Annotated in this window: 18 protein-coding genes and 1 pseudogene; 14 read left to right on the top strand and 5 right to left on the bottom strand. The window is 72.5% G+C overall.

Features of this window, described 5'->3' with window-relative positions; all coding sequences use genetic code 11:
- Positions 1–9: 9 nt before the first annotated feature.
- On the top strand, positions 10–1,413 hold the full coding sequence (locus tag EV567_RS09705) for a HAMP domain-containing sensor histidine kinase (RefSeq protein ID WP_130438246.1): 1,404 nt from the start codon (positions 10–12) through the stop codon (positions 1,411–1,413).
- A gap of 44 nt (positions 1,414–1,457) precedes the next feature.
- Here the strand turns inward: EV567_RS09705 and EV567_RS09700 are convergent, their stop codons facing one another.
- Positions 1,458–2,453 carry a TAXI family TRAP transporter solute-binding subunit gene (locus EV567_RS09700; protein WP_130438245.1) on the bottom strand — a complete coding sequence of 332 codons (996 nt, stop codon included), beginning with the start codon at positions 2,451–2,453 and terminating at the stop codon, positions 1,458–1,460.
- Between the two features lie 139 nt (positions 2,454–2,592).
- On the opposite strand from EV567_RS09700, the pseudogene EV567_RS28465 reads away from it, so the two are divergent.
- Positions 2,593–2,727, top strand: a pseudogene (locus tag EV567_RS28465) (hypothetical protein); the annotation flags it as partial.
- Here the strand turns inward: EV567_RS28465 and EV567_RS09690 are convergent.
- A complete protein-coding gene (locus tag EV567_RS09690; protein WP_130438244.1) occupies positions 2,720–3,946 on the bottom strand; it encodes a cation:proton antiporter in 1,227 nt (408 codons plus the stop codon). The pseudogene EV567_RS28465 and the gene EV567_RS09690 sit on opposite strands and share 8 nt — an antisense overlap.
- A 4-nt stretch (positions 3,947–3,950) precedes the next feature.
- Positions 3,951–4,436 (bottom strand): cation:proton antiporter regulatory subunit, encoded by a 486-nt coding sequence (locus tag EV567_RS09685; protein ID WP_130438243.1) that lies wholly within the window; start codon positions 4,434–4,436, stop codon positions 3,951–3,953.
- 244 nt (positions 4,437–4,680) lie between these two features.
- Here EV567_RS09685 and EV567_RS09680 point away from each other — a divergent pair, with 244 nt between their 5' ends.
- From EV567_RS09680 to EV567_RS09665, 4 genes are all read left to right on the top strand, one after another.
- Positions 4,681–5,700 carry a sensor histidine kinase gene (locus tag EV567_RS09680; RefSeq protein ID WP_130438242.1) on the top strand — a complete coding sequence of 340 codons (1,020 nt, stop codon included), beginning with the start codon at positions 4,681–4,683 and terminating at the stop codon, positions 5,698–5,700.
- Entirely contained in the window at positions 5,700–6,398 is a 699-nt protein-coding gene (locus EV567_RS09675) for a response regulator transcription factor (RefSeq protein ID WP_130438241.1), read from the top strand. The genes EV567_RS09680 and EV567_RS09675 overlap by 1 nt, the downstream gene beginning before the upstream one ends.
- A gap of 66 nt (positions 6,399–6,464) precedes the next feature.
- The gene (miaB, locus tag EV567_RS09670; protein ID WP_130438240.1) at positions 6,465–7,985 is read left to right on the top strand and encodes a tRNA (N6-isopentenyl adenosine(37)-C2)-methylthiotransferase MiaB; all 1,521 of its coding nucleotides are present in this window, start codon (positions 6,465–6,467) and stop codon (positions 7,983–7,985) included.
- Between the two features lie 2 nt (positions 7,986–7,987).
- A complete protein-coding gene (locus tag EV567_RS09665) occupies positions 7,988–8,704 on the top strand; it encodes a class III extradiol dioxygenase subunit B-like domain-containing protein (RefSeq protein WP_130438339.1) in 717 nt (238 codons plus the stop codon).
- 27 nt (positions 8,705–8,731) lie between these two features.
- Here the strand turns inward: EV567_RS09665 and EV567_RS09660 are convergent, their stop codons facing one another.
- A complete protein-coding gene (locus EV567_RS09660; RefSeq protein WP_130438239.1) occupies positions 8,732–9,022 on the bottom strand; it encodes an antitoxin in 291 nt (96 codons plus the stop codon).
- 175 nt (positions 9,023–9,197) lie between these two features.
- On the opposite strand from EV567_RS09660, the gene miaA reads away from it, so the two are divergent.
- From miaA to hflX, 6 genes are all read left to right on the top strand, one after another.
- Positions 9,198–10,136, top strand: a complete 939-nt coding sequence (gene miaA, locus EV567_RS09655) for a tRNA (adenosine(37)-N6)-dimethylallyltransferase MiaA (RefSeq protein ID WP_130438238.1) — start codon at positions 9,198–9,200, stop codon at positions 10,134–10,136.
- 108 nt (positions 10,137–10,244) lie between these two features.
- Positions 10,245–10,769: a hypothetical protein gene (locus EV567_RS09650; RefSeq protein ID WP_130438338.1), complete on the top strand. Its 525-nt coding sequence runs from the start codon at positions 10,245–10,247 to the stop codon at positions 10,767–10,769.
- 46 nt (positions 10,770–10,815) lie between these two features.
- Positions 10,816–11,685, top strand: coding sequence for a diaminopimelate epimerase (gene dapF, locus EV567_RS09645; RefSeq protein WP_130438237.1), 870 nt, complete (start codon positions 10,816–10,818; stop codon positions 11,683–11,685).
- Positions 11,686–11,981: 296 nt separating this feature from the next.
- Positions 11,982–14,234, top strand: a complete 2,253-nt coding sequence (locus tag EV567_RS09640; RefSeq protein WP_130438236.1) for a bifunctional (p)ppGpp synthetase/guanosine-3',5'-bis(diphosphate) 3'-pyrophosphohydrolase — start codon at positions 11,982–11,984, stop codon at positions 14,232–14,234.
- Between the two features lie 203 nt (positions 14,235–14,437).
- Positions 14,438–15,943, top strand: coding sequence for a M1 family metallopeptidase (locus EV567_RS09635; protein WP_130438235.1), 1,506 nt, complete (start codon positions 14,438–14,440; stop codon positions 15,941–15,943).
- Between the two features lie 158 nt (positions 15,944–16,101).
- Complete coding sequence (hflX, locus tag EV567_RS09630) at positions 16,102–17,595, top strand: GTPase HflX (protein WP_130438234.1); 1,494 nt, start codon at positions 16,102–16,104, stop codon at positions 17,593–17,595.
- A gap of 71 nt (positions 17,596–17,666) precedes the next feature.
- Here the strand turns inward: hflX and EV567_RS09625 are convergent, their stop codons facing one another.
- The gene (locus EV567_RS09625; protein ID WP_130438233.1) at positions 17,667–18,896 is read right to left on the bottom strand and encodes a serine protease; all 1,230 of its coding nucleotides are present in this window, start codon (positions 18,894–18,896) and stop codon (positions 17,667–17,669) included.
- A 255-nt stretch (positions 18,897–19,151) separates the two neighbouring features.
- Between EV567_RS09625 and EV567_RS09620 the strand changes: the two genes are divergently transcribed.
- Together EV567_RS09620 and EV567_RS09615 are read left to right on the top strand one after the other, a co-directional pair.
- The gene (locus EV567_RS09620) at positions 19,152–20,792 is read left to right on the top strand and encodes an aminotransferase class III-fold pyridoxal phosphate-dependent enzyme (RefSeq protein WP_130438232.1); all 1,641 of its coding nucleotides are present in this window, start codon (positions 19,152–19,154) and stop codon (positions 20,790–20,792) included.
- A gap of 71 nt (positions 20,793–20,863) precedes the next feature.
- Positions 20,864–22,825, top strand: coding sequence for an IucA/IucC family protein (locus EV567_RS09615; RefSeq protein WP_407071572.1), 1,962 nt, complete (start codon positions 20,864–20,866; stop codon positions 22,823–22,825).
- Positions 22,826–22,835: the final 10 nt, after the last annotated feature.

The following is a 22,835-nucleotide window of genomic DNA, read 5'->3' as shown; positions in this document are numbered from 1 at the left end:
GGGGACGGTGTGCGGACCCGGCTGCTCCCCCTGCTCATCGTCCTGATGGCGGCCGTCCTGCTCGCGCTGGGCGTCCCGCTCGCCGTCAGCGTGGCCCGCGCCGAGCAGCAGGACGTGGTCGTCGACCGCATCGACGACACGGCCCGCTTCGCCGCCCTCGCCCAGTTCGTCACCGCGCCGAGCGCCGCCGAGCCCACGTCCCCCGACGAACGGCGCGAGGCGCTCGTCCGCGAGCTGGCCAGCTACTACGACGTCTACGGCATCCGTGCCGGCGTCTTCTACGGCACCGACGCCCCCATGGCCCACGCGCCGAGGGACTGGTACCTCCCCAAGTCGGGCGAGGTGCGGGACGCCTTCGAGGAGGCGCTCCTCAGCCGCCGCAGCCATGACCCCCGACAGGTGTGGCCATGGCAGCGCAACCGGCTCGTCGTGGCGTCACCGGTCATCCGCGACGGCGATGTCGTCGCCGTCGTCGTCACCGACTCGCCCACCGGGGCGATGCGCTCACGGATCCTGCACGGCTGGCTCGTCATCGGCGCCGGCGAGATCGCCGCGATGCTCCTCGCCATCGGCGCGGCCCTCCGGCTGACCGGGTGGGTGCTCAGGCCGGTCCGCGTCCTGGACGCCACCACCCACGACATCGCCACCGGCCGCCTGAAGTCCCGGGTCGCCGTCGCCAGCGGACCGCCGGAACTGCGGCGGCTGGCCCGGTCGTTCAACGAGATGGCGGACAACGTCGAGGACGTCCTGGAACAGCAGCGCGCCTTCGTCGCCGACGCCTCGCACCAACTGCGCAACCCCCTCGCGGCGCTGCTGCTGCGCATCGAACTGCTGGCCTACGAACTCCCCGAGGGCAACGAGGAGATCGCCTCCGTGCAGAGCGAGGGCAAGCGCCTCGCCCAGGTCCTCGACGACCTGCTCGACCTGGCGCTGGCCGAGCACACCGAGGCCGACCTCAGGGTCACCGACATCGGCGCGCTCACCGCCGAGCGCGTCGCGGCCTGGGCGCCGACCGCGGAGGCCAAGGGCGTGAGCCTGGTCGGGGACTGCCCGCCCACCACCGCCTGGGCCGACCCGGTCACGCTCTCCAGCGCCCTGGACGCGGTGATCGACAACGCGGTGAAGTTCACGCCCGAGGGTGAGAGCGTCGAGGTGGCGGTCGCCTGCGACGGGGACGCCACGACCGTCGTCGTCACCGACAACGGCCCCGGGCTGACCGACGAGGAACTCACGCGCGTGGGTGACCGTTTCTGGCGCAGCGGCCGCCACCAGAACATCAAGGGCTCCGGACTCGGCCTGTCCATCTCCCGCACCCTTCTCGCGGCCGGCGGCGGCTCCCTGACCTACGAGCACCACGAGCCCAGCGGCCTCAGGGTGACGGTGTCGGTGCCCAGGTCACGGCCGACGGCCTGAGGCCTCCCACGTCGTGAGAACGAGGTGCGTTCAGCGAGAGCGTGCTACGGCTTGACCGACTTGTAGTAGCGCTTGGCGCCCTCGTGCAGGGGCAGCGGGTCGGTGTAGATCGCGGTGCGCAGATCGACCAGCTGCGCGGAGTGGACATGCCGGCCGATGCCGTCCCGGCTCTTGATCACGGTCCTGGTGAGCCACTCGGTGAGCCTCGGATCCACGTCCGTACGCGTGATCAGCAGGTTGGAGACCGCGATCGTCGGCACCGTCGCGCCGTTCTGGATGGTCGGATAAGCCGACTCGGGCATGTTCGTCGCCCGGTAGTAACCGGTGGCGTCGTCCTGCTCGTGCATCTTGGCCACGAGCTCGGGGCCGATCGGCACGAACCGGAAGGTGAACCGGTTGGCGAGGTCCTGCAGACCGGCCGTCGGCACCCCGCCGGACCAGAAGAACGCGTCGATCCTGCCCTGCCGCAGCTGCTCGGGCCCGGTGTCGATGCCCTCGGCCATCGCCGTGATGTCCTTCGCGGGATCGAGCCCCGCGGCCCGCAGCACCCGCTCCGCGATGAGCCGCACCCCGGACCGGGCCAGCCCCGTGGCGACCGTCCTGCCCTTGAGGTCCGCGACGGAGCGGACGGCGGAGTCGCGCGGCACGACCAGCTGCACATAGTCGTCGTACAGCCGGGCCACGCCGCGCAGCCGGGCGGTGGCGTCGGCGTGCTGCGCCTCGTACGTCTCCACGGCGTCGGCGGCGGCGATGGCGAAGTCGGCCTGGCCCGCCGCCACGCGCGCGACGTTCTCCTGCGAGCCGTTGCTCGCGGTCAGGTCCACGTCCAGGTCCGGCATGTCCTCGGCGAGCTCGTTGCGCAGGCGGCTGCCGTACTCGTAGTAGACGCCGCTCGTGGTGCCCGTGCTGAGGGTGACCGCGCCGCTCGGCGGCTCCTCGCCCAGCGGCAGCAGCCACCACAGCAGAAGCCCGAGCACGACGACGCCGGCCGCACCCGACAGAACGCGGCCCCGGCCGGCACGGGGGAACACCTTGGACATGCGCGCGATCCTGCCAGGCGGGAGGCGACGGTGACCAGGGCGAGGGTCACAGGGGGGCGAGGGCGGGCCCCGGAGTCGGGGCGGGAGGCGTTGTCAGTGGCCGTCGTCACAATGGGTGCATGAGAAGCGGCCGAAGTGGGCGGTGGACGGCCCGTTGGACCGGCTCGCGCACGAACTGGCCGACGTCGTCCACGTCGCCTACGGCACCGCCCTGGTCCACGGCATCGGCCTCGACGAGGTGATCGCTCGTCGCGCGCGGGCCCGTCTCAGTCGCCGACAGGTGTCTCCTCCCGCACCTCGGGCGCACGCTCCGGCACACCCCGGTCGGGGTCGCCGCGCCGCCGCGACCACCACAGGGCCAGCGGTTCGGTGTAGCGGGCGGTGAGGGGACCGAGGACGACAAGGATCAGCACATAGGCGGTCGCCAGCGGGCCGAGCGAGGGCTCGATGCCGGCGGTGACGGCCAGCCCGGCGATGACGATCGAGAACTCCCCGCGCGCCACCAGCGCACCGCCCGCGCGCCAGCGTCCCTTCACCGACACACCGGCCCGCCGGGCCGCCCAGTAACCGGTGGCAATCTTCGTGCCGGCGGTGACGACGGCCAGCGCGAGCGCGGGCGGCAGCACCGGCGGAATGCTGGCCGGGTCGGTGTGCAGCCCGAAGAACACGAAGAACACCGCGGCGAACAGGTCCCGCAGCGGGCTCAGCAGAGTGTGCGCCCCCTCGGCGACCTCCCCGGACAACGCGATGCCCACCAGGAACGCGCCCACCGCCGCCGACACCTGGAGCTGCTGCGCCACACCCGCGACCAGGATCGTCAGCCCCAGCACCACCAGCAGCAGCTTCTCGGGGTCGTCGCTGGACACGAAACGGGAGATGAGCCGCCCGTAGCGCACCGCCGCGAACAGCACGAGACCTGCGACGCCCAGCGCGATCGCCAGCGTCACGCTGCCCGCCGCCAGCCCCACCCCGGCCACCAGCGCGGTGACGATCGGCAGGTAGACCGCCATCGCCAGATCCTCCAGCACCAGCACGCTGAGGATCACCGGCGTCTCCCGGTTGCCGACCCGGCCCAGATCGCCCAGCACCTTGGCGATCACCCCGGACGACGAGATCCAGGTGACGCCGGCGAGCACCACGGCCGCCACCGGACCCCAGCCCAGCAGCAGGGCGGCCAACGCGCCCGGCACCGCGTTCAGGGCGCAGTCCACCAGCCCGGACGGATAGTGCGCCTTCAGGTTGGAGACCAGATCGCTCGCCGTGTACTCCAGGCCGAGCATCAGCAGCAGCAGGATGACGCCGATCTCGGCGCCGATGGCCACGAACTCCTCGCTCGCGCCGAGCGGCAGCAGCCCGCCCTCGCCGAAGGCCAGACCGGCCAGCAGATACAGCGGGATCGGGGAGAACCGGAACCGGGCCGCGAACCGGCCGAGCAGGCCGAGACCCAGGATGATGGAACCGAACTCGATCAACAGGACTGCGGAAGAGTGCACCCTCTCACTCCCGACCGAGTATCGCCGCGGCCGAGTCGACGCCCTCACGGGTGCCGATCACGATGAGGGTGTCCCCGCCCGCCAGCCGGAAGTCCGGCGCCGGCGAAGGGATCGCCTCCGCCCTCCGCAGCACCGCCACGATCGACGCTCCCGTCTCCGTGCGCATCCGGGTGTCGCCCAGCACCCGCCCGTTCCAGCGCGAGGTGGCGGCCACCTCGACCCGTTCGGCGACCAGCCCCAGGTCGGTGGTGTAGAGCAGGCTCGCGCTGTGGTGCGACGGCATCAGCGCGTCGATCAGCGAGCCCGCCTCGGCGACGGTCAGCCGCAGCGACTGGGCGCAGGAGTCCGGGTCGTCGGCGCTGTACACGCTCAGCGTCCGGGCGCCGTCACGGTGCGCCACCACGGACAGGTGGCGCTGCTCCCGCGTCACGAGGTCGTACTGGACGCCTATCCCTGGCAGCGGCGTCGTCCGGAGACGGGGGGCAGACACGTTTCTCTACTCCTTGATGCTCGAGTGCGAGGCTCGAAGGCGTTCGATGCCCGTCGACGTTCGAATCGTCCCGGCCGACGGCCCGCGGAGCCGCCGGTCACGGGTGCACGGAGCCGCCCATGCTGCCATCCCGCCGTACGGTGGCGACATGGGTGTCATGACGGATGGACGACGCCGACGACCCGCGCGGAGACTGGTCAGGGCGGTGCTACGGGTACCCGAGGGAAGAGGGGGAATCACGCACGTGTCGCTGTTCTGGCGGATCTTCGCCCTCAACGCAGTGGGGCTGGTCGTGGCCGCCGCGATGCTCCTGGGTCCGGTCACCGTCTCCACGCCCGTCCTGCCGGCCGAGGTGCTCGTCGTCGTGGGTGGCCTGGCCGCGCTGCTGGCCGTCAACGCGGTCGTGCTCCGCGTCGGTCTCGCCCCGCTCGCACGCCTCGGCCGGTCGATGGCCGACGCGGACCTGCTGCACCCCGGGCCCAGGCCCGTCGTCTCCGGCCCGGTGGAGACGGCCGAGCTGATCGCCACCTATAACGCCATGCTCGACCGGCTCCGCGCCGAGCGGGCCGCGAGCGCCGGCCGGGCCCTTTCAGCACAGGAGCGCGAACGCCGCCGCGTCGCCCGCGAACTGCACGACGAGGTGGGCCAGACCCTGACCGCCGTACTGCTCCAGCTCAAGCGCGTCGCCGACCGCGCCCCGCACGACCTGCGCGAGGAGGTGGGCCAGGCACAGGAGGCCACCCGAGCCGGCCTTGACGAGGTCCGCCGCATCGCCCGTCGGTTGCGCCCCGGCGTCCTGGAGGAACTCGGCCTGCCCAGCGCCTTGCGCTCGCTCGCCGCCGAGTTCACCGCCCACGGCCTGACGGTGCGCTCGGACCTGCGGCCCGGCCTGCCGCCGCTCACCCCGGAAACGGAACTGGTGCTCTACCGCGTGGCCCAGGAAGCCCTCACCAACACCGCTCGCCACTCCGGCGCCGACCGCGCCGAACTCAGCCTCCGCCCGGCCCCCGACGGCGTCGAACTCCTCGTCGGGGACAACGGCGCCGGCCTCGGCCCGACGACGGAGGAGGGAACCGGCATCCGGGGCATGCGCGAACGTGCCCTGCTGATCGGAGCGGACCTCACCGTCGGCTCGGGCGACGACGCGGGGACGCGGGTGCGGCTCCGGGCCCGGACGCCCGGCGCGGGCGACGCGGCGGACCCACGCGCGCGTGCCCGCCCTTCCGGCGCCCCGCCCACCGCCGCCACCTCCGGAGCCCCCTGATGACCCGTCAGCAGTCCCCGCGGGACGCCGAGCCCGACGGCCGCGTCATCCGCGTCCTCCTCGCCGACGACCACACCCTGGTGCGCCGAGGGGTGCGGCTCATCCTGGATGGCGAGCCCGACCTGGCGGTCGTGGCCGAGGCCGGGGACGGCACGGAGGCGGTCGAACGGGCCCGCGCCGGCGACATCGACCTCGCCGTCCTCGACGTGGCCATGCCCCGCACGACCGGCCTCCAGGCCGCCCGCGAGCTCTCCCGCCGCCTCCCCGGCCTGCGCATCCTGATCCTCACGATGTACGACAGCGAGCAGTACTTCTTCGAGGCGCTCAAGGCCGGCGCGGGCGGCTACGTGCTGAAGTCCGTAGCCGACCGCGACCTCGTCGAGGCGTGCCGTGCGGTCATGCGCGACGAACCGTTCATCTACCCCGGCGCGGAGCGGGCCCTCGTCCGCTCCTACCTGGACCGCCTGCACCGCGGCGACGGCGTCGACGGCCTCCCCGCGCGGCCCATCACCGAACGCGAGGAGGAGATCCTCAAGCTCGTCGCCGAGGGCCACACCTCCAAGGAGATCGGCGCGCTGCTCTTCATCAGCGCCAAGACGGTCGAACGGCACCGCGCCAACCTGCTCCAGAAGCTCGGCATGCGCGACCGCCTGGAGCTCACCCGTTACGCGATCCGCGCCGGCCTGATCGACCCCTGAGGCCCAGCCGGCCCCTTCGGCGAACGGCGATCCGGGGCACCGTTCGTGAGCGCCTACCCTTGTCCCATGACCAGCAGCAGCGACCGGACCCGGGCAGAGGGCGTGAAGACCTACGAAGTCCGCACCTACGGGTGCCAGATGAACGTCCACGACTCCGAGCGGTTGTCCGGGCTGCTCGAGGACGCCGGATACGTGCGCGCCCCCGAGGGATCGGACGGGGACGCGGACGTCGTCGTCTTCAACACCTGCGCGGTCCGCGAGAACGCCGACAACCGGCTGTACGGCAACCTCGGCCGGCTCGCGCCGAAGAAGGCCTCCCGTCCCGGCATGCAGATCGCGGTCGGCGGCTGCCTGGCCCAGAAGGACCGCGACACCATCGTCAAGAAGGCGCCCTGGGTGGACGTCGTCTTCGGCACGCACAACATCGGCAAGCTGCCGGTCCTGCTGGAACGCGCGCGCGTGCAGGAGGAGGCGCAGGTCGAGATCGCCGAGTCCCTGGAGGCGTTCCCCTCGACCCTGCCGACCCGCCGGGAGAGCGCGTACGCGGCCTGGGTGTCCATCTCCGTCGGCTGCAACAACACGTGCACCTTCTGCATCGTCCCCGCGCTGCGCGGCAAGGAGAAGGACCGCCGCACCGGCGAGATCCTCGCCGAGATCGAGGCCCTGGTCGGCGAGGGCGTCAGCGAGATCACCCTGCTCGGCCAGAACGTCAACGCCTACGGCTCCGACATCGGCGACCGCGAGGCGTTCAGCAAGCTGCTGCGGGCCTGCGGAAAGATCGACGGTCTGGAGCGCGTCCGCTTCACCTCCCCGCACCCGCGCGACTTCACCGACGACGTCATCGCGGCCATGGCGGAGACCCCGAACGTGATGCCGCAGCTGCACATGCCGCTGCAGTCCGGCTCGGACACCGTCCTGAAGGCGATGCGCCGCTCCTACCGGCAGGAGCGCTACCTCGGGATCATCGAGAAGGTGCGCGCCGCCATCCCGCACGCGGCGATCACCACCGACATCATCGTGGGCTTCCCCGGCGAGACCGAGGAGGACTTCGAGCAGACCCTGCACGTCGTGCGCGAGGCCCGCTTCTCGCAGGCGTTCACCTTCCAGTACTCCAAGCGCCCCGGCACCCCCGCCGCGACCATGGAGAACCAGATCCCCAAGGAAGTCGTCCAGGCGCGCTACGAGCGTCTCGTCGCCCTCCAGGAGGAGATCTCCTGGGAGGAGAACAAGAAGCAGGTCGGCCGCAAGCTCGACCTCATGGTGGCGGAGGGCGAGGGCCGCAAGGACGGCGCCACCCACCGCCTCTCCGGACGCGCCCCCGACAACCGTCTGGTCCACTTCACCAAGCCGGAGAAGGAGGTGCGCCCCGGCGACGTCGTGACCGTCGAGGTCACCTACGCGGCCCCGCACCACCTCCTCGCCGAGGGCGCGGTCCTGGACGTGCGCCGCACGCGCGCGGGCGACGCTTGGGAGAAGCGCCACGCCGAGAAGGCCGCCCGGTCCGCCGGCGTCATGCTCGGCCTGCCCGGGATCGGCGCCCCCGCGCCGCTCCCGGTGGCCGCCGGCAGCGGTTGCGGCTGCGACTGATCATGCTGGTCGCCGCCGCAGTCTGCCCCTGCCCGCCCCTGCTCGTGCCCGAGGTGGCCGCGGGCGCCGCGTCCGAGCTGGACGACGCGCGCGCCGCGTGCGCCCAAGCGGTGGGCGTGCTCGCCGCCGCCCGGCCGGACCGCCTCGTCATCGTCGGCCCCGCCGACGAGCCCGGACGAGGAGCGCATCCCGAGGGCGCGCACGGCTCCTTCCGCGGCTTCGGCGTGGACCTCTCCGTACGCCTGGGCCGCGCCGTCGCCGACACGGGCCCCGCGGCGGAGCTGCCGCCGTCCCTCGCCGTCGGCGCCTGGCTGCTGGAGCACGCCGGACGGCCCGACGTCCCCGTCGAGGGTCTCGGCGTGGGCGAGCCCCTGGCCGCCGAGCGCTGCGTCGAGGTCGGCAGGGACATCGGCGCGCGGTCGGGACGGATCGCCCTTCTGGTCATGGGCGACGCCAGCGCCTGCCGGACCGTGAAGGCGCCGGGCTACCTCGACGAGCGCGCCGCCCCGTTCGACGCCGCCGTCGCACGGGCGCTCGGCACGGCGGACGTCGAGGCGCTCAAGGCGCTCGACGTCCATGTGGCAGGCGAGTTGAAAGCCTCCGGCCGGGCCCCGTGGCAGGTGCTCGCGGGCGCGGCCGAGGCCGCGGGTCTCACGGGCACGCTGCTGTACGAGGACGCCCCGTACGGCGTGGGGTACGTGGTCGCCGCCTGGTCCTGACGCTTTTCCGAGGCGAGCGGGTGAGGTTCAGGAGCTCGGCGGCGGCGGTGTGGTCGGCGGCGTGAACGTGTCGCCCGCTCCCGGCCCGTCCTTGTGCGCGCGGGGTCCGTCTTTGTGGGCGAGCCGGTCCATGGCGCCCTTCGCCTTGCCGGTGCCCGAGTGGATCCTGTCGCTGTATTTGCCCTTCGTCTTCTCGTCGACGGTCCTGGCGGCCTTGTCGATCCCGTGATGGATCTTCCCCTCGTGCCGGTGCGCCAGGTCCGAGACCTTGTCCTTGGCCGGGGCGAGCTTCGACTTCAGGTTGTGCAGAAGACCCATGGGTCACCTTCTCCGCAGAAGCAGAACGAGATGTGCGATAACGCCCGCAATCACTCCATACGGTACTCGCGCGGGCGGCTTCCCGCGTCGCCCGGTGCGGGCTGGAACGACGCCGGACCGGCCCCGTCACCTCACTCGTTCGGGGGCAGGGTGCGAGGTTTGGGAGACTGTCACGGTGAGCAGCGCATCCTCCACCCCTCGCGTCATCGCGGTCGTCGGCCCTACAGCGGCCGGAAAGTCCGATCTGGGCGTCTTCCTGGCCCAGCGGCTCGGCGGCGAGGTCGTCAACGCCGACTCCATGCAGCTCTACCGCGGCATGGACATCGGCACCGCCAAGCTGACGCCCGAGGAACGCGCCGGGGTCCCGCACCACCTCCTGGACGTCTGGGACGTCACCGTCACCGCCTCCGTCGCCGAGTACCAGCGGCTGGCCCGCGCCCGGATCGACGCGCTGCTCGCCGAGGGGCGCTGGCCGATCCTGGTCGGCGGCTCCGGGCTCTACATCCGCGGCGCCGTGGACAACCTCGAGTTCCCCGGCACCGACCCCGAGGTCCGCGCCAGGCTGGAGGAGGAACTCACTCTGCGCGGCTCCGGCGCGCTGCACGCCCGCCTCGCCGCCGCCGACCCCGAGGCCGCGCAGGCGATCCTGCCCAGCAACGGACGCCGCATCGTCCGCGCCCTCGAGGTGATCGAGATCACCGGCAGGCCCTTCACGGCCAACCTGCCGGGCCATGACTCCGTCTACGACACCGTCCAGATCGGCGTCGACGTGGCCCGCCCCGAACTCGACGAGCGCATCGCCCGCCGCGTCGACCGCATGTGGGACGCGGGACTCGTGGACGAGGTGCGCGCGCTGGAGGCGCGGGGCCTGCGCCAGGGGCGTACGGCGTCGCGCGCACTCGGCTACCAGCAGGTCCTGGCGGCGCTGGCCGGCGAGTGCACGATGGACGAGGCGCGCGCCGAGACCGTGCGAGCCACCAAGCGCTTCGCGCGCCGTCAGGATTCGTGGTTCAGGCGCGACCCGCGGGTGCACTGGTTGAGTGGGGCCGCCGCGGACCGCACGGAACTTCCGCGGCTCGCACTGACGTTGCTCGAACGACCGGTCACAGCCTGATCACGTCATGGCATCGGGACGCTCAGGCCGTCATCCGGGCCCCCGGCAGCGTGCCATCATCGAGCTTCGATCGACCAAGTGGAGTCCGAACTGGGAGGGCGCGTGGCGATGGAGGCCGGCCCTCGTGACACCGCACAAGGCACCGAGCACCTGACCACCGAGCCGGTGGAACCGGAGCCGGAGGACGTGCGTCTGAGCCCCGACGGGCCGGACGACGCCGGGAGCGGTGTGGACGACACTCTGGACGGCGTGACCGAGGACGGTCCCGAGCCCGACGAGATGTTCGCGAGCGGCCCCGAGGTCGAGGTCGAACTGCGCCCGCAGCGCCGCCTGCGGATCTGGCAGCTCGCCCCCATCGTGGCCCTGGCCGCCACCGGCTCCCTGATGTTCGCGTTCCCCCTCGCCTTCGACTTCGGTGACAGCGGGGCCGTGATCGCCATGCTGGGGCTGCTGATCTGCTTCTGCGCGGCCGGGTGGGGCATGACGGCCGCCCGCCGCGTGGGCCACACCTGGCCCGGGCTCCCCCCGCGCGGCTCGGGCCGCCGACCCGACTGGCGCGTCGTCCTCGCCTACGTGGTCCTGGTGGCCGCCGTGGTGGTCCTGGCGGTCCTGCGCGTCGCCAGGCTGCGCTGAGGCCCGTCCCGCGTGCCGTGTCGTACCCACCCCGTACGATCGAGGAATGAGCACGCGGATCGCCTTCCTCAAGGGGCACGGCACCGAGAACGACTTCGTGATCGTCCCGGACCCCGAGAACGCCCTGAACCTCCCCCCGGCCGCCGTCGCCGCCCTGTGCGACCGCCGTGCGGGCATCGGCGGGGACGGGCTGCTGCACGTCGTGCGTTCCGCCGCCCATCCCGAGGCGAAGGAGATGGCGGCCGAGGCGGAGTGGTTCATGGACTACCGCAACGGCGACGGCTCCGTCGCCGAGATGTGCGGCAACGGCGTCCGCGTCTTCGCCCGCTACCTCCAGCACGCGGGTCTCGTCCCCGAGGGCGACCTCGCGATCGCCACGCGCGGGGGAGTGAAGAGCGTGCACATCGCCAAGGACGGCGACGTCACCGTCGGCATGGGCAGGGCGCGCCTGCCCGAGGGAGACGTCACCGTGAGCGTCGGCGAGCGCAGCTGGCCCGCGCGCAACGTGAACATGGGCAACCCGCACGCCGTGGCCTTCGTCGACGACCTCGCCCACGCGGGCGACCTGTTCTCCCCGCCGCCCTTCAGCCCCGCTTCCGCCTACCCGGACGGCGTGAACGTCGAGTTCGTCGTCGACCGCGGCCCGCGGCACGTCGCGCTGCGCGTGCACGAGCGGGGGTCCGGCGAGACCCGGTCGTGCGGCACGGGCGCGTGCGCCGTCGCCGTGGCGGCCGCGCGCCGGGACGGCGCCGACCCGACCGCGACCGGATCCCCCGTCACCTACACCGTGGACGTCCCCGGCGGACGCCTCGTGATCACCGAGCAGCCGGACGGCGAGATCGAGATGACCGGACCCGCGGTCATCGTCGCCGAAGGCGAGATCGAACCCGAATGGCTGGAAACCGCCGCCCGTTGAGCCGGCCGTCGGCTTGGCATCGCAGGCGGCAGGGCCCGCCGGGGCGCGAGACCGCCGCCCTGGACGCTGTCACGAGTTGGAAAGCACGACAGGCTCAAAGTCGGCTGGCGTAAAAGGTAAACCTCGAAATCGTCGCTCGAATGGGTGATCCGTTTCACGCTCGGCGAGAGGCGGCCAGTTGGGCGTGATGGGCTCGGTAGCATCAAGCACCGGCCCGGACGGGGGAGACGCCAGCCCCCTGAGCCGTGTCCGCCCTGGGGCACTCCGTCCGCCGGTCCACGCAGCCGGAGGTGCCCATGAGTGCGGAGGCCACGAACCCCGCGACCCCAGGCCCGGTAGCGCCTGCCGCTTCCCGCAGGCGCAGCCGCCCCCGGATCGACCTGCGCCGCCTGGGCCGGGCCGCGCTGCTCGGTCCCACCTCCCGCGGCCGCCTCCCCGACGCCATCAGCCACGTCGTGGAGGCGCACCGCGCCCACCACCCCGACGCCGACCTCGAACCGCTGCGCCGCGCCTACGTCCTGGCCGAGTCCTCCCACCGCGGTCAGATGCGCAAGAGCGGCGAGCCGTACATCACGCACCCGCTCGCCGTGACGCTGATCCTCGCCGAACTCGGCGCGGAGACCACCACCTTGACGGCCTCGCTGCTTCACGACACCGTCGAGGACACCGATGTGACGCTCGATCAGGTCGGCGAGCAGTTCGGCGAGGAGGTCCGCTTCCTGGTCGACGGAGTCACCAAGCTGGAGAAGGTCGACTACGGGGCCGCCGCCGAGCCCGAGACCTTCCGCAAGATGCTCGTCGCCACAGGCAACGACGTCCGCGTGATGTCGATCAAACTCGCCGACCGCCTGCACAACATGCGCACCCTCGGCGTGATGCGCCCCGAGAAACAGGCCCGCATCGCCAAGGTCACGCACGAGGTCCTCATCCCGCTCGCCGAACGCCTCGGCGTGCAGGCCCTCAAGACCGAGCTGGAGGACCTGGTCTTCGCGATCCTGCACCCCGAGGAGTACGCGCACACCCGGGAGCTGATCGCCGACAACGCCTCCCGTGCGGACGACCCCCTCACCGAGTTCGCCGAGGCCATGCGCACGGTCCTGCGCGACGCCGGCATCCAGGCCGAAGTCCTCATCCGGCCACGGCACTTCCTCTCCGTCCACCGCGTCTCCCGCAAGCGCGGGCGCATGCGCGGCTGCGACTTCGGCCGGCTGCTCGTCCTCGTCAACGAGGACGCCGACTGCTACGCGGTCCTCGGCGAACTGCACACCTGCATGACGCCGGTCGTCTCGGAGTTCAAGGACTTCATCGCCGTCCCCAAGTTCAACCTGTACCAGTCGCTGCACACGGCGGTCGCCCGCGCGGACGGCCAGGTGGCCGAAGTCCTCATCCGCACCCACCAGATGCACAAGGTCGCCGAGGCCGGCGTGGTCGCGCTCGGCAACCCCTACGCCCAGCCCACCGAGGACTCGGGCGGCGAGGCAGGACGGACGGAGCGGGGCGCGGCCGAGGGCTCCCGGGCAGAGGGGGGCCCGGCCGGCGACGGCGAGCGCGTCGATCCCACCCGGCCGGGCTGGCTCTCGCGGCTCCTCGACTGGCAGGAGGGCGCGCCCGACCCCGACACCTTCTGGTCCACCCTGCGCGAGGACCTCGCCCAGGACCGGGAGATCACCGTGTTCCGTCCCGACGGCGGCACCCTCGGCCTGCCGGAGGGAGCCACCTGCGTGGACGCCGCCTACGCGCAGTACGGCGACGACGCCCATGCCTGTATGGGGGCGCGCGTCAACGGCCGCCTGGCGACCCTGAGCACCGTCCTGCGCGACGGCGACACCGTCCAGCTCCTGATGGGCCAGGACCCGGCCTCAGGGCCCTCCAGTCAGTGGCTGGAGCACGCCCAGACCCCGGCCGCCCGCATCGCCATCCAGCGGTGGCTGGCGGCGCACCCCGGGGCGGACACCGGGTCCGGGGAGCCCGTCGACGGGGCCGTGCCCGGCGGGGCCGACGGGACGGACGGCGAGGGGGGCGGCGCCGGGCGTCCTGCGACCGAACGGCCCGCGGGCGGGCGTGCGGCTTCCGGGGAGCCCGGGGCGCGGCCCGACACCGCGATCACCGTCGCGGACCGCCCGGACGCCGGCGTGCGGCTCGCCGGCTGCTGTACGCCCGTGCCGTCCGACGAGGTGACCGGCTTCGCCGTGCGCGGGGGAGTGGTCACCGTGCACCGCGCCGAGTGCGCCGCCGTGGCCCGGCTGGCGAAGGCGGGGCGCACGGAGGTCGACGTGCGCTGGGGGGACACCACCGAGTGCCGTGTCACCCTGGTCGCCGAGTCGTTCGGCCGCCCGCATCTGCTCGCCGACCTCACCGAGGCGATCGCCGTGGAAGGCGCGGAGATCGTCTCCGCGACCGTCGAACCCCCCAGCCAGCAGCGCGTACGCCACACCTACACCCTGCAGCTGCCCGACGCGGCGCACCTGCCGACCCTGATGCGCGCCATGCGCAACGTCGCCGGCGTGTACGACGTGAGCCGCACCCCGCACCACGCGCCGGCGTCCTGAGGCGGACACGCGCCGAGGGGTGTGTGGTGGCGGGCGTCCGCTGTGACGCTTCGCCGGGGGCGGACGGTGGCGGGCGTCCGCTGTTGGGGCGTGAGGTGGCGGGCGTCCGCCCCGGTGGCCTCCATCGCACCCGGACAACCCGTTCGGGTGGGCCGGTCGCGCGCCGTCGCCGAGGCGCACGCGCGCGCTGATAGCGGTGGGGCATGCTGCTCACCCCTCGTGCCCACACCGGCCTCCCCGCGTCACCGGGCCCGCGCCCCGCCCCCTCCCGGCGTCGCAGGCTCAAGCCCGCCCTCCTCGCCTCGGCGGTCGCCGTGTGCCTCGTCGCCGCGAGCGCCCCGGCAACCCCGCTCGGCGTCGGCGACCGCCTCTTCCCCCACCTGGGCAACCCCGGCTATGACGTGGCCTCGTACGACCTGTCGTTCACCTACTCCGGCAGCAACAGCGAGCCGCTCCAGGCGGTCACCGTCATCGACGGCTGGACCACCGCCGCACTGGAGAGGATCAACCTCGACTTCGCCCACGGCGAGGTCTCCTCCGTCGAGGTCGACGGCAAACCCGCCGCCTTCGCGAGCGCCGGCGAGGACCTGGTGATCACCCCGCAGAACCCGCTGCCCCGGGGCGACTGGATGCGCGTCACCGTGCGGCACACCAGCGACCCGGTGAGCGCGGACCGGGACGGCGGCTGGCTGCGCACCTCCGACGGCCTCGCGATGGCCAACCAGGCCGACGCCGCCCACCTGGTGTTCCCGTCCAACGACCACCCCTCCGACAAGGCGCTGTTCACCATCCGGGTCACCGCGCCCGACGGTTACACGGCCGTCGCCAACGGCGTGCCCACCGGCGTGCACAGGGCCGCGGGCGCGACCACATGGACGTACCGCACACTGCACCCCATGGCCACCGAACTGGCCCAGGTCTCCATCGGCCGCTCCACCGTCGTGCACCGCGAGGGACCGCACGCGCTGCCGCTCCGCGACGTCGTCCCCGCCGGGGACCGCGACCTCCTCGAACCCTGGCTCGCCAAGACCCCCGAGCAGATCACGTGGATGGAGAACAGGGTCGGCCCCTACCCCTTCGAGACGTACGGCCTGCTCATGGCCGAGGCCAGCACCGGCTTCGAACTGGAGACGCAGACCCTCTCCCTCTTCGAGAAAGGCCTGTTCACCGAGCCGGCCTACCCCCAGTGGTACATCGAGTCGATCATGGTGCACGAGCTGGCCCACCAGTGGTTCGGCAACAGCGTCAGCCCCCGCACCTGGTCCGACCTGTGGCTCAACGAAGGCCACGCCACCTGGTACGAGGCGCTGTACGCGCAGGAGAAGGCCGGCCGCACGCTTGAGGCGCGTATGAAGGCGGCCTACGGCGCCTCCGACGGCTGGCGTGCCGCAGGCGGCCCGCCCGGAGCACCCAAGCCGCCCGAGCCCGGAAAGAAGATCGGCATCTTCCGCGCGAACGTCTACGACGGCGCGGCCCTCGTGCTGTACGCCCTCCGCCAGGAGATCGGCGAGCAGGCGTTCGAGCAGGTGGAACGGGCCTGGGTGCAGGAGCACCGCGACGCCACCGCGAGCACGGCCGACTTCCGGAGTCTCGCCGAACGGATCTCCGGACGCGACCTCGGCGCCTTCTTCAAGGACTGGCTGTACGCCGAGAAGACCCCGCCCATGCCCGGCCACCCCGACTGGAAGCCCGCGCCACCCGCCGCCTGAACCCCGGAATAAGGCGATGACGAGACGGGCCGTACCGTGCGAACATCGTCAGGTCGGCGCGGCACGGGACACGGGAATCTCCCGGGGTACTCGTGCGTTGTCAACAGTGACCGCCGTGCAGACGGCCACAACGGCATCCCCAACGACGTAAGGACCCAATGACCTCCTCTTCATCCCCTTCCCAGGACACCAAGCGCTTCGCGCACAGCCACCCCGAGGGTCTTCGGGCCGATGCCCTGATGGAAGAGGACGTCGCCTGGAGCCACGAGATCGACGGAGAGCGGGACGGCGATCAGTTCGACCGCTCCGAGCGGGCGGCGCTGCGCCGCGTCGCGGGCCTCTCCACCGAACTCGAGGACGTCACCGAGGTCGAGTATCGTCAGCTCCGCCTGGAGCGGGTCGTGCTCGTCGGCGTCTGGACCTCGGGGACCGCGGAGGACGCGGACAACTCCCTCGCGGAGCTCGCCGCCCTCGCGGAGACCGCGGGCGCGCTCGTGCTCGACGGCGTGATCCAGCGCCGCGACAAGCCCGACGCGGCCACCTACATCGGCTCCGGCAAGGCCGACGAGCTGCGCGACATCGTGCTCGAGACCGGCGCCGACACCGTCATCTGCGACGGTGAGCTCAGCCCGGGCCAGCTGATCCACCTCGAAGACGTCGTCAAGGTCAAGGTCATCGACCGTACGGCCCTGATCCTCGACATCTTCGCCCAGCACGCCAAGTCCCGAGAGGGCAAGGCGCAGGTGGCGCTCGCGCAGATGCAGTACATGCTGCCGAGGCTGCGAGGCTGGGGTCAGTCGCTGTCCCGTCAGATGGGCGGCGGCAAGGGCGGCGGTCTCGCCACCCGTGGTCCCGGTGAGACCAAGATCGAGACGGACCGGCGCCGGATCCGCGAGAAGATGGCCAAGATGCGCCGGGAGATCGCGGAGATGAAGACCGGCCGCGAGATCAAGCGCCAGGAGCGCAAGCGTCACAGGGTGCCGTCGGTCGCCATCGCCGGCTACACCAACGCCGGCAAGTCCTCGCTGCTCAACCGCCTCACCGGCGCGGGCGTCCTGGTCGAGAACGCCCTGTTCGCCACCCTCGACCCGACCGTGCGCCGGGCCGAGACCCCGAGCGGCCGCCTCTACACGCTGGCCGACACCGTCGGCTTCGTCCGGCACCTGCCGCACCACCTGGTCGAGGCGTTCCGCTCCACCATGGAGGAGGTCGGCGAGTCCGACCTGATCCTGCACGTGGTGGACGGCTCGCACCCCAACCCGGAGGAGCAGCTCGCCGCCGTGCGCGAGGTGATCCGGGACGTCGGCGCCATCGACGTGCCCGAGGTCGTCGTGATCAACAAGGCGGACGCGGCCGACCCGCTGACGCTCCAGCGGCTGATGCGGATCGAGAAGCGTTCCATCGCCGTCTCGGCCCGTACCGGCAAGGGCATCGACGAACTGCTCACCCTCATCGACGACCTGCTGCCCCGGCCGTCGGTCGAGGTCGAGGCGCTCGTGCCGTACACCCACGGCAAGCTGGTCGCCCGTGCCCACACCGAAGGCGAGGTGATCTCCGCGGAGCACACGGCGGAGGGCACCCTGCTGAAGGCACGGGTGCACGAGGAACTGGCGGCGGACCTCACGCCGTACGTCCCCGCCCAGCTCGCCTGACGCCTCTCGCACAAGGGCCCGCCTCCTGCTCTCCGCAGGGGCGGGCCCTCGTCGTGGCTACCGCGCCGCGATCACTGACCGGCGAACTTCTTGCTCACCGAGTCGTACACGCCCTTGGCCACCCCGCCGAGCCGCGGGCCCGCGAGCCAGCCCGCCTTCACCGGGCCGATCGACGTGTTGGACACCAGCGCCGGCTCGCCCTCCGATCCGGTCGCCACCCAACCGCCGCCGGAGGCGCCCCCGGTCATCGTGCAGCCGATGCGGTACATCGTGGGATCCGTGGTGTTGAGCGACAGCCGCCCCGGCTTGTCCTCGCACCGGTACAGCCGCTGCCCGTCGTAGGGCGCGGCCGCCGGGTAGCCGGTGGCGGTGATGCTCCGCACCTTCGGCACCGCCGGCGCCGCGAAGTCCACCGGCAGCGCCGAACCGACCGTCTCCTCCAGCGACTTGCCCGAGTCGCCCTCCTCGGGCGTCACATGGATCACCGCGAAGTCGTACGAGGCGCCGTCACCGCCCGTCGGCCCGCCCTGCGCGATCCACTGGTCCGAGGTCTGCGCCCAGTCCGCCCACCAGACCCCGTAGGGCGCGACCTGCTTCTTGGAGGCCGTCTCCAACTGCTTCGCCGACATGCCCGCGTCGTTGTACGAGGGCACGAACGCGAGGTTGCGGTACCAGCCGCCCTTCTTGCCGGCGTGCACACAATGCCCCGCCGTCCACACCAGGTTGGACTTCCCCGGGTGGGCCGGGTCCTCCACGACCGTCGCCGAGCAGACGCTCGTGCCTTCGGGGGAGTCGAAGAGGAGCTTGCCCGCCTCGGGCGTGTTCGCGTGGTACGTGGTCGGCACGGCCGCCGCCTCCACCGCCGCCGGCGTCGGGTCGGTCACGCCCTGGTCGCCCGAGAGGTCGCTGTCGTCGACGGCACGGTCCGGCTCCTCGGCCCTGCGCATCCGGTCCGGGTCCCACAGGCCCTTGATGATCGGGTTGACGTAGTCCTTGGCCTCGCGCAGCCAGTCGTCCCTGTTCCAGTCCTTCCAGGCGCCGTTGCGCCACTTGTCGAGATCGATCCCGTGCTCCTTGAGCCGGTCCTTGATGTCGTCCGGGATCGTGATCTTCCCGTCGCCTGCGGCCGAGGCGGACGCCGACGCGCTCGCGCGGCCTCCCGCGTCGGCCTCACCCGAGTCGCAGGCGGTCGCGGTGAGCGCGAGCGCCGAGACGAGGGCCACGGCGCCCAGCATGGGGGAGGTTCTGCGGCGGGCGTTCCTCCCCCGTCGAATCCCGGACGACGGGCGTATGGATCGCATGGTCTGACTCCCCCTGCTGTCAATGAACTTGGAGCGGTGGCCGTCCCCACCTCGAGAACTCCCGAGATCTCACCCAGGGTTCACGCGGGCCTCCCGGCCTTGTGGAACGGCCTCACACGATATGCGCTCGCCGTGGGGGACTTCCGACGGGACGGCAACGGTTCCGTCACGGCACGGATCTTGAAGCAACCCGTAACCCGTCGCACCGTCCGGGGTTGGTAGCCAAGGGGGGCCAACTGCCCTCGGTGTGACGGGATGCGGGGGGCGGGAGGACGGAGAGCCGTGGCCGTGGCCGTGACCGAGCCTGCGCCTGGGGGGCAGGCACCCGGAGGTCGCTCCACCGGCGTGGGCGATGCTCCCGAGGACGCCGGCGTGGGCGATGCTCCCGAGGACGACGGCGTGGGCGGCGAGGCTCTCGCCGGCGTGAGCGGGCGTCCCGCCGGCTCGGGCGTGCTTCGACGGCAGCCCCCGCGCGAGTCGGCGGCTCGCACCTACGCACGCGCCCTGCCGATCGTGCCGGTGCGGGCCCGCGGACTGACCATCGAGGGCGCGGACGGCCGCCGCTACCTCGACTGCCTCTCCGGCGGCACTCTCGCGCTCGGACACAACCACCCCGTCGTGCTGAAGGCCATCCGCAACGTCCTCGACTCCGGCGCGCCCCTGCACGCGCCCGACCTCGCCACCCCCGTCAGGGACGCCTTCGTCACCGAACTGCTCCACACCCTGCCGCCCGGCCTCGCCGACCGCGCCCGGGTGCGGTTCTGCGGGCCGACCGGCGCGGACGCCGTCGACACCGCCCTCGGACTCGTCCGCACCGCCACCGGCCGAAGCCGCATCCTGGGGTTCACGGACACCTGCCACGATCTGAGCGCGGGCTCCCTCGATGCCGACGCCGGCGTAGGGGGGCCTCGGTCGTCCCGCCCGCAGGACGATCGCTGTCCCTTCCGCATCGGAGACGAACGCGGCGTCGAACTCGCCGCCCGCTGGGCCGAGTCCGCCCTCGACGACTCCGGGCCGGGACGGCAGCCCCCGGCCGGGGTGATCATCGAAGCCGTCCAGGGTGACGCCGGGGTCGTTCCCGCGCCGGACGCCTGGCTGCGGCGCGTACGGCAGATCACGGCCGACCGGTCCGTCCCCCTCCTCGCCGACGAAGTCCAGACGGGCGTCGGGCGGACCGGCGCCTTCTGGGCGGTGGAACACAGCGGGATCGTCCCCGACGTGATGGTCCTTTCCCAGGCCATCGGCGGCAGCCTGCCCCTGTCGGTCATCGTCCACCACGAGGACCTCGACGTCTGCGAACCCGGCGTCCACTTGAGCACCTTCCGTGGCAACCAACTCGCCATGGCCGCCGGCACGGCCACCCTCGCCTACGTCCGCACCCATGGCCTCGCGGGCCGCGCGGCCGTCCTGGGCGCCCGCATGCTGGACCAACTGCGCGCGCTCGCCCGGCGCTTCCCTTGCGTGGGCGAGGTGCGCGGCCGAGGGCTCGTGATCGGCGTCGAGATGGCAGCTCCAGTGGGCCCCGGGGATCGGAGCACACGACGGTCGGGCGGCCGGGCCGGCGGGGATGCGAGCGGGTTCGGTGGGGCCAGTGAGCTGATCGGCGGTTCGATGCCGGACCTCGGCCCGCCGGCGCACGCGTCGAGGGCCCTGCCGGAATCCGTCAGACCGAGGCCCCTGGCCGATTCCGTCGGCCGTCCTCACGCCACCGCCTCCGAACTGGCCGTCGCCGTCCAGCACGAGTGCCTCGAACGCGGACTGATCGTCGACCGCTGCCCAGGTAACTCCGGCGTCGTCCGCCTGCTCCCGCCCCTGACGATCACCGACGAGCAGGTGGACGCCCTGCTCGACCGGCTCGCGGACGCGCTGGAGGCGGTCGCCCGCGCGCTTGCCTAGGCACGCCCCGGGCGGTCCCCACCGACCCGCGTGAACCATCGGCCTCACCCCCCACTCGACGAGGAGCGACCTTGCACACGCCCCCACAGCACGCCATTTCGCCGGCGCTGACCTCCACCAGTTCCGCCACACAGACGTCAACCTCCTTCGCTCCGTCACCCTCGTCCGAACCCGTCCGCATCCCTCACCAGCAGGGACTCGCCCCCCACCAGCAGGGACTCGTCCCGCACCAGCAGGCACTCGCCGCCCTGCACGAACCGTCGCCCCAGGCCGCCGCCGACCTCCTGGACCATCCCGACCCGCACACCGCGGCCCAGGCGGCCGCCGCCGAGAACCTGCTGCGCTGCTGGGTCCGCGAGAAGGGCCTGTCCGCCCCCGTCGACGGAGTGCTGCGTGTTCCGCTGCCCGCCTCCGGCACCGCGCTGCTCGTCCCCGTTCGCTACTGGTCACCCACCGGCTGGCACCGCTTCGGCCCCCCTCACCTGGCCGCCGCTCCGGAACCGGCCCCGCCCGTCGACGCCGTCACCCTCGCAGCCCTGCTGACCCGCGAGGCCCCGACGGCGGGCACGCCCCGCGACGCCGTCGACCTCGTCTCCCGGGTCGCCGACTCCGTACGCCGCACCGAGGCGTTCGTCACCGCGCGCAGGGAACGCCCCGCCGACCCGCCCCACCTGTTCCTCTCCGCCGAGCAGGCGCTGCTGCTCGGACACCCCCTCCACCCGACACCCAAGAGCCGAGAAGGCCTCTCCGACGCCGAAGCGCTCCTGTACTCACCCGAATCGCACGGTTCCTTCGCCCTGCACTGGTTCGCCGTCGCCCCCTCCGTCCTCGCCACCGACTCCGCCTGGACCGAGCGCGGACGTCCCGTCAGCGCCGACCGGCTGACCCTCCGGCTCGCCGGCGCCGGGCTCGCGCTGCCCGCCGGCCACACCGCCCTGCCATTGCACCCCTGGCAGGCGCGCGAGGTCCGTCACCGGCCGGAGGTCGCCGCCCTGCTCGACTCCGGACTCCTTCGTGACCTCGGCGCCCACGGCTCGCCCTGGCAACCCACCTCCTCCGTGCGCACCGTCCACAGCTCCGACGCCCCGGCCATGCTCAAACTGTCGCTGGGGCTGCGCATCACCAACTCCCTTCGCCACAACCTCCGCAAGGAACTCCACCGAGGTGTCGAGGTGCACCGGCTCCTGCGTGCCGGCCTTAGTCGGCAGTGGCAAACGGCGCACCCGGGCTTCGACATCGTCCGCGACCCGGCCTGGATCGCCGTGGACGGGTCGGACGGTCTCCCGGTGACCGGACTCGACGCGGTGATCCGGCACAACCCGTTCAGCCCCGGCGACGACGTTGCATGCGTCGCCGGTCTCGTCGCCCATCGGCCGAATGTCGGACAGGGCGCCGACCGGGAGCGCGACCTCCCTCCTTCCCGACTCGCCGAACTCATCGCACGTCTCACCGGCAGTACCGCTCGTCAGCGCCCAGCCGTCGCCGTCGAATGGTTCCTGAGGTACCTGGAGCACGTCGTCCGCCCCGTGCTCTGGCTGGACGGGGAGGCGGGCATCGCCCTGGAGGCGCACCAGCAGAACACGCTGGTTCTGCTCGACCGCGACGGCTGGCCGAGAGGCGGCCGGTACCGCGACAATCAGGGCTACTACTTCCGCGCGTCCCACCACGGGGACCTGGAGCACCGGCTGCCGGGCATCGGCGCGGCGAGCGACACCTTCGTCTCCGACGAGGTCACCGACGAGCGCTTCGCCTACTACCTCGCGATCAACAACGTCTTCGGTCTCATCGGCGCGTTCGGCTCCCAGCGGCTCGCCGACGAACGCCTGCTGCTCGCCGCCTTCCGCCACTTCCTCACCGGCGCGGCGTGCGGCCCCGGCCGCATGCGCAGCTCGTTGCCCGGCCTTCTGCTCGACTCACCCGTCCTGCGCTGCAAGGCCAATCTGCTGACCCGGCTGCACGGTCTCGACGAGCTCGTCGGCCCGGTCGACACCCAGTCCGTGTACGTCACCATCGCCAACCCCCTGCACGTATGAACACACCCCT

Source organism: Streptomyces sp. BK239, from assembly GCF_004217285.1.
Taxonomy (GTDB): domain Bacteria; phylum Actinomycetota; class Actinomycetes; order Streptomycetales; family Streptomycetaceae; genus Streptomyces.
The sequence above is the reverse complement of the archived record's forward strand: the minus strand, read 5'-3'. Positions and strand labels throughout refer to the sequence as shown.

What these genes read in the sequence shown, in the direction of transcription:
- EV567_RS09675 (WP_130438241.1), top strand. Translation starts at nt 5,700, where the DNA reads ATGACCCGTCAGCAGTCCCCGCGGGACGCCGAGCCCGACGGCCGCGTC.
- EV567_RS09660 (WP_130438239.1), bottom strand. Translation starts at nt 9,022, where the DNA reads ATGGGTCTTCTGCACAACCTGAAGTCGAAGCTCGCCCCGGCCAAGGAC.
- EV567_RS09650 (WP_130438338.1), top strand. Translation starts at nt 10,245, where the DNA reads ATGGAGGCCGGCCCTCGTGACACCGCACAAGGCACCGAGCACCTGACC.
- EV567_RS09635 (WP_130438235.1), top strand. Translation starts at nt 14,438, where the DNA reads ATGCTGCTCACCCCTCGTGCCCACACCGGCCTCCCCGCGTCACCGGGC.
- miaB (WP_130438240.1), top strand. Translation starts at nt 6,465, where the DNA reads ATGACCAGCAGCAGCGACCGGACCCGGGCAGAGGGCGTGAAGACCTAC.
- EV567_RS09625 (WP_130438233.1), bottom strand. Translation starts at nt 18,896, where the DNA reads ATGCGATCCATACGCCCGTCGTCCGGGATTCGACGGGGGAGGAACGCC.
- hflX (WP_130438234.1), top strand. Translation starts at nt 16,102, where the DNA reads ATGACCTCCTCTTCATCCCCTTCCCAGGACACCAAGCGCTTCGCGCAC.
- dapF (WP_130438237.1), top strand. Translation starts at nt 10,816, where the DNA reads ATGAGCACGCGGATCGCCTTCCTCAAGGGGCACGGCACCGAGAACGAC.
- EV567_RS09700 (WP_130438245.1), bottom strand. Translation starts at nt 2,453, where the DNA reads ATGTCCAAGGTGTTCCCCCGTGCCGGCCGGGGCCGCGTTCTGTCGGGT.
- EV567_RS09620 (WP_130438232.1), top strand. Translation starts at nt 19,152, where the DNA reads ATGCGGGGGGCGGGAGGACGGAGAGCCGTGGCCGTGGCCGTGACCGAG.
- EV567_RS09640 (WP_130438236.1), top strand. Translation starts at nt 11,982, where the DNA reads ATGAGTGCGGAGGCCACGAACCCCGCGACCCCAGGCCCGGTAGCGCCT.
- EV567_RS09665 (WP_130438339.1), top strand. Translation starts at nt 7,988, where the DNA reads ATGCTGGTCGCCGCCGCAGTCTGCCCCTGCCCGCCCCTGCTCGTGCCC.